We start from the raw sequence: 8,577 nt of genomic DNA on the forward strand, positions 1-8,577 counted from the left end.
ACGCCGTTCAGCAACTAGCATCGATGTGCTCGACGATTCTCTTGGGGGGAAGACCGTGATGAACCAGCGTGCCGGGAACACCGGAGCACGACGGACCGGACGACGGATCGCGGGGACGGTCGCCGTCACGGGGATCGCTGCGCTGGTGCTCGCCGGCTGCACCTCCGACGACAAGCCTGTTGCCGACCCTTCGAGGGTCCTGCAGACCGTCGACACGCGCCTCGCCGCGGACGGCTCGATCACCTCGATCTCGGACACCGCGATCTCCGTCGCAGGCAAGGACTCCTCGTCCGCGACGACCGAGCACGACCCCGCGAAGGCGGCGAGTGACCTGCCGTTGCGCATCACGACGCAGTACTCGACCAAGAAGAAGACCGGCACGGACCTGGCCGACCTCGACGGGTACTCGGGTCGGGTGTCGATCGACCTGACGATCGAGAACCTGACGGTCACGTCGAAGAACCTGACCTACGACGTCGCAGGCACGTCGCGTTCGACCCCGGCACTCGTGGGCGCGCCCTTCAGCATCGCGGCGTCGACCGTGTTGGCGGGGACCGCCGCCGACCGCGTCGTCACGGACTCGGCCGATTCCGGCTCGTCGACCGATGGTGTCGTGAGCACCAACGAGGACGGCGACGCGGTCGTCCAGTGGGGCCGGTTGCTCGCCCCGCCGACCTCCGGTGCGAGCAGCACGCTGCACCTCGTCGCCGACGTCGAGGACTTCACCGCGCCGACCATCGACGTCGCCGCGCAGCCCGGGCTGTCCACGGACCTGTCCTCCACGGGCGTCGTCAACGCGGCCTTCGGGTCCGACAGCGACTCCGAACTCGCGCTCCAGCGCCGCACGATCGACCTGATCTCGCAGGTGAACGAGGTGCTGGCGCGTGCCGGTGGCACCATCACCGAAGTCCGGTCGAACCTCGAGACGACGTCGGAGACCCTCGGCGTCAGCACGGCCGAGCGCCTCAAGGAGAGCAGCTCCTCCCTTGCCAGCACGATGCAGTCCCTCTCCGGACAGCTCGGCTCCCTGAACAGCGACCTCGGCACCACGGTCAAGGCCACGCAGTCGACGGTGTTGCAGCAGCTCCAGCAGACCACCACGAGTCTCGACAGCCTGCTCGGCGACACCTCCGCGACCGCGCCGGCAACGGTGCTCGACGGCAACGGGTGCGCGGCCACGCCGAAGACCCCGTCCGCCGGGGGCAGTGTCTACGGCAACCTCCTCCGCGTCTCGGCGCAGCTCACCGGCTACGCCGATGCGAGCGAGGCGTGCAAGCAGCAGGTCAGTGCGCAGCTGGCGGGAGCGGTCGGCCCGGCGTCGCCGGACGAGACGACGTGTGCCCCTCAGGAGGCCCGTGGATCGTTGACCTGCGCGCTCTGGGATTCGTCGCGTGCGGTGAGCACCTCGCTGATCGGTCTGGTCAGCACCGGGCAGCAGCTCGCCGACCAGCTCGACCCCAAGCTCGCGGACACGGCGATCGAGCAGTCGGACGCCCTGCGCGCCAAGCTCGGCGAGATCGACACCGCCGTGCAGGCCCTCGGCGCCGACGGCACCGGTGAGGTCGCGCGCACCCTGCAGGCGTTGCAGGACCTCCGCGACCAGACCGCTGACGACCTCGGCCCCGTGCGCGACGCCGTCACGACGGTGAACCGGCAGGCAGTCGCAGCGCGCGGGCTGGTGGGCAACGCCGGCGACGGTCTGTTCAGCACCTCGATGCAGGCGCAGAACCTCGAGGTCGCCGACCAGCTCTGCGCCCTCGCGGCGACGGACCAGCTCGACGCCGAGCAGGCCGATGCGCTGCGCGGGTACCTGACCGCCACGCCGTGCCCCGGTGCCGAAGAGGGCACGACGTTGCAGCCGGGTGGACGCTTCAGCACCCCGATGGACCAACGCCTCACGGACCAGGCGAAGCAGTGGGACGCGGTGGTCGCGGCGACCGATCTCCGCTCCGAGACCGGCATCGGTGCCGCGGTCACGACGCTGTCCGACGACGTCGACGCGCTCGACGACGGCATCGCCTCGGTCCGCCGGGCGGTGCGCAACGACGGTGGTTCGGTCGAGGGAGCGGCACAGGAGCTCCAGGAACTCGTCGAGCAGGCAACGAAGTCGAGCGCTGTGGTCGGCACCCAGCTGACCGCGATCAGCACGCAGCAGACCCAGCTGCAGGACGCGGTCCGCAAGGCCTTCGCCGACGCATCGACGCAGTCCGAGAAGGACGTGCAGAAGATCATCGACCAGCAGGTGCGGCAGGTCAGTGAGACCGCGAAGGGCAGCCGCGACGCCGTCATCTCGGCCTTCGACAAGTCGATCTCCGGGCTCCGGTCCACCTCGGGCGAGGTCACGAAGGACTCGAAGGGCACGATCGACGAGCAGCGCGGGACGCTGGAGCAGGAAGGCTCCGAGCTGGCATCCGCCGTCGACCGTCAGACGGCCTCGAGTCTCGAACAGATCGCTGCGAGCACGAGCGCCTCGACGCGTGACGTGCAGGGAGCCTCGACGCTGCTGACCGGCGACCTCAACCGGGTGATGCTCGACCTGGGCGACCGCAAGGTCAACGGATCCGGCATCCTCGGCGCGATGGCCACGAGCGCGGCGAAGTCCGACTCCGCCGACTACCAGCTCGCCCTGGCATCGCAGAACGCCGCGGGCTACGCGAACGTCCGCGCCGAGGACGTCGCCGGGATCCTGCTCCAGCAGGAGCAGTTCCGGGCCTCCCTCGACGCCGCGACGACGCTGCCCGCCTTCCAGCTCAAGGTGCCGGCCAGCGCGACCTCGACCACGCTGTACACCTTCCGGATCGGGGCGGACCGATGAGCGACCAGACGATCGACGAGTCCGATGGCACCGAGGCGGGACGTCCGCGTAATCGCCGTCCGCTGGTCATCACCGCCATCGCGGTGCTCCTGGTCGCCGCGGTGGTCACCGCCGTCCTGACCTTCCGGGCGATCGGCAGCAGCACGCCGGCCGAGGCCGTCCCGGCCACGGTGCCGGTGGAGATCACCGTCAAGCACGTCCCCGACACCACGAAGATCGGCGTCGTCGTCACCCTGGGTGACGGTGAAGGCTCCGAGTGGAACGAGGCGGCGCAGGGTGCCCTGGTCGCCGAGCGACGACTGGCACTCGGCGGGACCGACATCACGCTCGTCACGAAGAACGACGGCGGGACGTCCGCGGGGGCGAAGACCGCGGTGGAGTCCCTGGCGAAGAGCGGCGTCGCGGGCATCGTCGTCGCGTCGTCCGGCAAGCACGTCTCCGGAGCGCTGACGACGGCGGCCGAGAAGCACATCCCGGTGGTGGTGCCCTACGCCTCGGCCGAGAAGGACTCGTGGTCGACCGCGCCGACCGCCGAGTCGATCGGCGCCGCGATGACGACGGCGCTCGGCGACGCGAAGTCACCGCTCCTGGTGAACCTCGGCGGTGGTGCGCCCGCAGACCTCCGAGTGGCGCACGTCCTCGACGGGGACGACACCGCAGACACCGCGGAGCTCGCCGCGACCATCGCCTCGCGGACCGGCGCGACCGACGCAGACGACGACACCGCCGAGGCCGCGGACGCCGACCCGAAGGCCACGCCGGACTCGGACGCTGTCGTCGTCAGCGGGTCCGCGCAACGACAGGGTGCCCTGGTGGCGGCACTGCAGGCCGCAGACGTCACCGTGCCGGTCGTCCTCACCCCGGACGCGACGAGTCCGGCCTTCGGCGCTGCACTCATCGATGCCGGCGGCAGCCTGAGCGGCTCCTTCCGCACCGTCGGGGTGGCCACCGACGACGCACGGGCGCTCTCCTCGGACGCCGAAGGTCGGGCGATGTCCGCGTTCCTCGGTGGGGTCCGGGTGCTCGCCGACGATGCCGACGCCCAGAACCTGACGGGCGACCGGCCGTTCTCGGCGGTGGCCGGGGCAGCGGACGCCCGCAGCCACGATGCCGTCGTCGCCCTGGTCCGCGCGGTCGGCAAGGCCGGCAGCACGGAGCCCTCCGACGTGACCGATGCCCTCGCCGCGCTCGACCTCGACTCCGCGGCGGGCATCGCCGGTCCGGCGCTCGACTTCACGCGGCAGCAGGCGCTCGGTGCGTCCGCGACGGTGTTGGCGGCCTCGGCACAGCCACTCGGACTCCGACCCGACAACGCCGCCGCTGCTGGCTCCGAAGACGCATCCGGCGATGACGCGGCTCAGGCCACCTCGCTGGTGTGGTTCGAGGACTCCACCGCACGCTGACCCACCCACGCACAACCCGAGAAGGACACCGCGAGCATGCGCCTGCTGATCGAGCTCGACGACCGACGTGAAGCGGTCGAGGTCGACGGGTGGTCCGGCGCGTCCTCGCTGGGGGAGCTCCTCTCGGCGGCGATCGGCGTCGAGCTCGATGCCGAGACGACCCTCGCGGTCGACGGTCACCGCACCAGTGCGGCGACCCCGCTGCGCGACCTCGTCCTGCTCGAGGGGTCCCGCATCGGCCGCGCACCACAGGAGCGACCGCAGACGATCGACGGGTGGAGCGTCACCCTCGCCGGGGGACTCGACGCGGGTCTCGTCGTACCGGTCCCGCGCAGCCGGAAGCTCGTCGTCGGCCGGGCGCCGCAAGCCGACGTCGTGCTGCCCACCGAGAGCGCCTCCTGGGAGCACTGCACGATCGAGCGCGAGGACGACGGGGTCCGCGTGCGTGACGCCGGTTCGACGAACGGCACCGTGATCGCGGGCGAGCGCATCGATGCCGAGGGAGTCCTGCTCGCCGGGACCACGAGCGTCATCGTGGGCGGCGCCGTGCTGCTGGTCCGGCCAGCGCTGGACGAGGTCCCCGTGCCGGCCGCGGGCTCGCTGGCCAACCTGACGCCCGCGGCGACCGCGCCGTTCAACCGCCCGCCCCGAGCCGGGCGGAACACCGAGACCGAGACCGTCGACCCGCCGGCCAAGCGCGAGGTCCCGCAGGCCTCGAAGTTCAGCTGGATCACCGTCGCAGCGCCACTGGTCCTCGCCGGCGCGATGGTGCTCCTGCTCGGCGACGCCCGGTTCGCCCTGTTCGCGCTGCTGTCGCCGGTCACCGCGATCGGCATGTGGTTCGAGCAGAAGCACCGTCGGGCGAAGAACCTGAAGGAGGAGGACACCCGCTTCGCCGAGGCCGTGGAGTCCTTCCGGGGTGAGATCGCCGAGGCCGCAGCGGTCGAGGCGGCCCGTCGGCAAGAACTCGTCCCCGACCCGGCCACCGTCGTCCGCCGGGCCGAGCTCCCCACCACCCTGCTGTGGCAGCGACGCTCCGAGGACGCTGACTTCCTGAGCCTGCACGCCGGCACCGGTGACGCACCGTGGCGCCCCGAACTCGATCAGCGGGCGGCGTCGTCCAAGCTCGAGGACGAGGCGAAGGCCGCCGTCGCCGACAGTCGCCTCACCGCTGCGCCGGTCGTGGCGGACCTGTCCGACGCCGGCGTCGTCGGGATCGTCGGCGACCGCGAGGGCGCGCTCGCGCTGGCGCGCAGTCTGCTCACGCAGGCCACCGTGCACTGCGGACCCGCAGACCTGGCGGTGGGCATCTTCTGTGACGCCGGCCGCGCGGACGACTGGGGGTGGGCCTCCTGGCTGCCGCACGCGCGCGTGGCGGGGAGCAGCACCGGTGCCCGCTGGATGTCGGCGCAGCGCGACCAGAGCGCGGCGATGCTCCGGGGGCTGCGGGAGTCGCTCGACGAACTCCCGACCCCGAACCTGCTCGTCGTGGTCGACTCGGAAGTGCTCACCGAGGGCCGCGACGCACCTGCCCGGAACCTGCTCGGCGAAGGGCGCACCGTGCCCGGACAGTCGCTCCGTCCCGGCGAGCAGCCCCGACGGGTGAGCGGGATCGTCATCGCGACCAACGAGCAGCAGCTCCCCGCAGCCTGCACGACGATCATCACGGTCGGGGCCGACGCCGCAGCGACGGTCTACCGGCCGGAGGACCGGACCCGCGTCGAGGACGTCGTGCTCGCCGGCCTCAGCGCCGAGACCGCCGAACGGAGCGCCCGCAGCGTGGCGCACTTCGACGATCCCGAACTGCTGGTGCCGGGTGCGTCGTTGCCGTCGCTCGTCCGCCTGCCGGAGCTGCTCGCGGGTGACGACACGGTCGCGCGAACCCCGACGGGCACGAGCCCAGCCGATGCGATCCGCACGGCCTGGGACGCCCGCACCGGCTTCTCGACCCCGATCGGGTCGTCGGAGAGCGGCGTCCTCGAGATCGACCTCGTCCGCGACGGACCACACGGCCTGGTCGGTGGCACGACGGGTTCGGGCAAGAGCGAGTTCCTGCGGTCGCTCGTCGCCGGGCTCGCTGCGCGGAACGACCCGACGCGCCTGAACTTCCTGCTCGTCGACTTCAAGGGCGGGGCCGCGTTCGCCGCCTGCGAGCGGCTGCCGCACACCATCGGCACGATCAGCAACCTCGACGAGCAGCTCGCCGACCGGGCGATCCGTGCGCTCGAGGCCGAGCTCGAGCGACGGCAGCGGGTGTTCGCCGCGGCCGGGGCGGACATCGACAACCTCGACGCCTACCTGGCGACGAAGCCGGACGAGCCGATGCCGCGCCTGCTCCTCGTCGTGGACGAGTTCGCGATGCTGGCGAAGGACTTCCCCGACGTCCTGACCTCGCTCGTCGCCGTCGCGGCGGTCGGGCGCACACTCGGCGTCCACATGATCCTGGCCACCCAGCGGCCGGCCGGCGTGGTGAGCGAGGACATCCTGGCGAACACCAACATGCGTGTCGCGCTGCGGGTGCAGAGCCGCGAGGACTCCACGAACGTGATCGGCGTCCCCGCGGCCGCCGGCATCGGTCGCCAGCAGACCGGTCGCGCCTACGTGAAGCTCGGGCAGGACGACATCACCCCGGTGCAGACAGCCCTCGTCACCGGCCGCGCCCGTGACGAACGCGCCGAGCAGCCGGTGTCGGTCCGTCCGACGGACGTCTTCGGCGTTCCCGCGCCGATGCCCGCCCCGGCTCCGACGGCGTCCGACGTGACCGACCTCGACCAGCTCATCGAGTCGATCGGGCAGGCGAACGCCGCCGCCGGCTACGCCCCGCCGCGCCCGATCTGGCCCGAGGCACTCGGCGACCGCGTCGAGCTGGGTGCGCTGGCAGCAGCCGACGCCGCTGACACGTCGCGGACGGTGCCCGTCGCCCTGGCGGACGACCCCGACCACCAGCGTCAGGTCACCACCGGATGGGACCTCGACGAGGGCAACCTCATGCTCATGGGCATCCCCGGCAGCGGGACGAGCACCGCGCTCGCCACCGTCGCCCTGCAGCTCGCCGCCGCGACGAGCCCGGACGACCTCGACCTGCTGGTGCTCGACATGGGTCCAGGCGACCTGGCTCCGCTCGCCCGGCTGCCGCACACCACGGCCTACGTCGGCTCCGGTGCCGGCGCGGGGGAGTTGCAGGCGCGGTTCCTCCGCCACCTGCGCGTCGAGCTCGAGCGCCGTCGAGCCACCCCGGGCGGCCGGCGTGCCATCGTGCTGATCGACGGTCTCGCGGCACTGCGCGACGAGTACCAGGACTTCGAGGGCCAGCTGCTGCTGGACGCCCTGTACCGCGTCTACGCCGAGGGGCCCGCGCTGGGCATCTCGTTCGCCGTGTCGACGACACGGGCCAAGGCCGTGCCGTCCGCGATGGACGAAGTGACCACCCAGAAGTGGATGTTCCGCCTCGCGGACCCGTACGACTACGCCTCGATCGGCGTCCGCCCCAAGGACGTCCCGCCACCGGTGCCGGGTCGCTTCATCGACTCGGTCCTGCGGTTGCAGTCACACGTGGCGACACCCGACGTCCCGCTCGCGCAGGCGGTCGAGCGCCTCGCGGAGCGCTGGTCCGGCACCGCTCCGAAGGCGAGTGCGGTCGGGCGGCTGCCCGACGCCGTCCTGGTCGACGAGCTCGGTGCCGGTGCGGTCTTCTCCAGCGAGCCGTGGCGGCTGCCGGTCGGGATCGCCGAGGACGACCTCGCTCCGGCCGCACTCGAGGTCTACGACGGCGAACACGTGCTCGTCGCGGGGCCGGCCCGCTCGGGCAAGTCGACCGTCCTGCTGGCGTTGGCGGCACTGGCACGCGCTGCAGAGGGCGTCCGCCCGGCCGTCTGGGCGATCTGTGACCGTCGGTCACCGCTCGCCTCGGGATCGTTCGACCGCGTCGCCGTCGGACCCGACGAGGTCCCCGCACTGCTGGCCGGGCTGCGGCTCGAGCGCGGTCCGGTCCTGCTGCTCATCGACGACGCCGAACGCTTCGACGACGGCGACCAGGCGATCGCCACCCTGCTCGCGACGGAGCGTCCCGGTCTGTGCGTGGTCGCCGCCGGTCGGTCCGCCGACCTCCGGTCGCTCTACAGCCACTGGACCCGCGCCGTCCGCAAGTCGCGGTGCGGCGTGCTCCTGCAGCCGGACGTCGACTACGACGGCGAGCTGCTCGGCGTCACGCTCCCGCGCCGTGCACCGGTCGCGCTGACCGTGGGGCGCGGCTACGCGTCGTCCGGCGGAGCCGTCCGCCTGGTCCAGACCGCGTCCGCAGGCAGCTGACCCGACCGACTGACGGACTGGAGGCCCGTGGCGACGCCGCCACGGGCCTCC

General features: G+C 72.3%; 3 protein-coding genes. All 3 read left to right on the forward strand.

Annotated features, from left to right (window positions below; all coding sequences use genetic code 11):
- Positions 1–58: 58 nt before the first annotated feature.
- The 3 genes from BIU89_RS08350 to BIU89_RS08360 are packed head-to-tail and all read left to right on the forward strand — an operon-like array spanning position 59 to position 8,526.
- Complete coding sequence (locus BIU89_RS08350; RefSeq protein ID WP_071245775.1) at positions 59–2,815, forward strand: hypothetical protein; 2,757 nt, start codon at positions 59–61, stop codon at positions 2,813–2,815.
- Complete coding sequence (locus BIU89_RS08355) at positions 2,812–4,218, forward strand: hypothetical protein (RefSeq protein ID WP_071245777.1); 1,407 nt, start codon at positions 2,812–2,814, stop codon at positions 4,216–4,218. Before BIU89_RS08350 ends, BIU89_RS08355 begins: the two co-directional genes overlap by 4 nt.
- 36 nt (positions 4,219–4,254) lie before the next feature.
- A complete protein-coding gene (locus BIU89_RS08360) occupies positions 4,255–8,526 on the forward strand; it encodes an FtsK/SpoIIIE domain-containing protein (protein ID WP_071245779.1) in 4,272 nt (1,423 codons plus the stop codon).
- Positions 8,527–8,577: the final 51 nt, after the last annotated feature.

The organism is Curtobacterium sp. MCBA15_005 (genome assembly GCF_001864855.1).
GTDB lineage: Bacteria > Actinomycetota > Actinomycetes > Actinomycetales > Microbacteriaceae > Curtobacterium > Curtobacterium flaccumfaciens.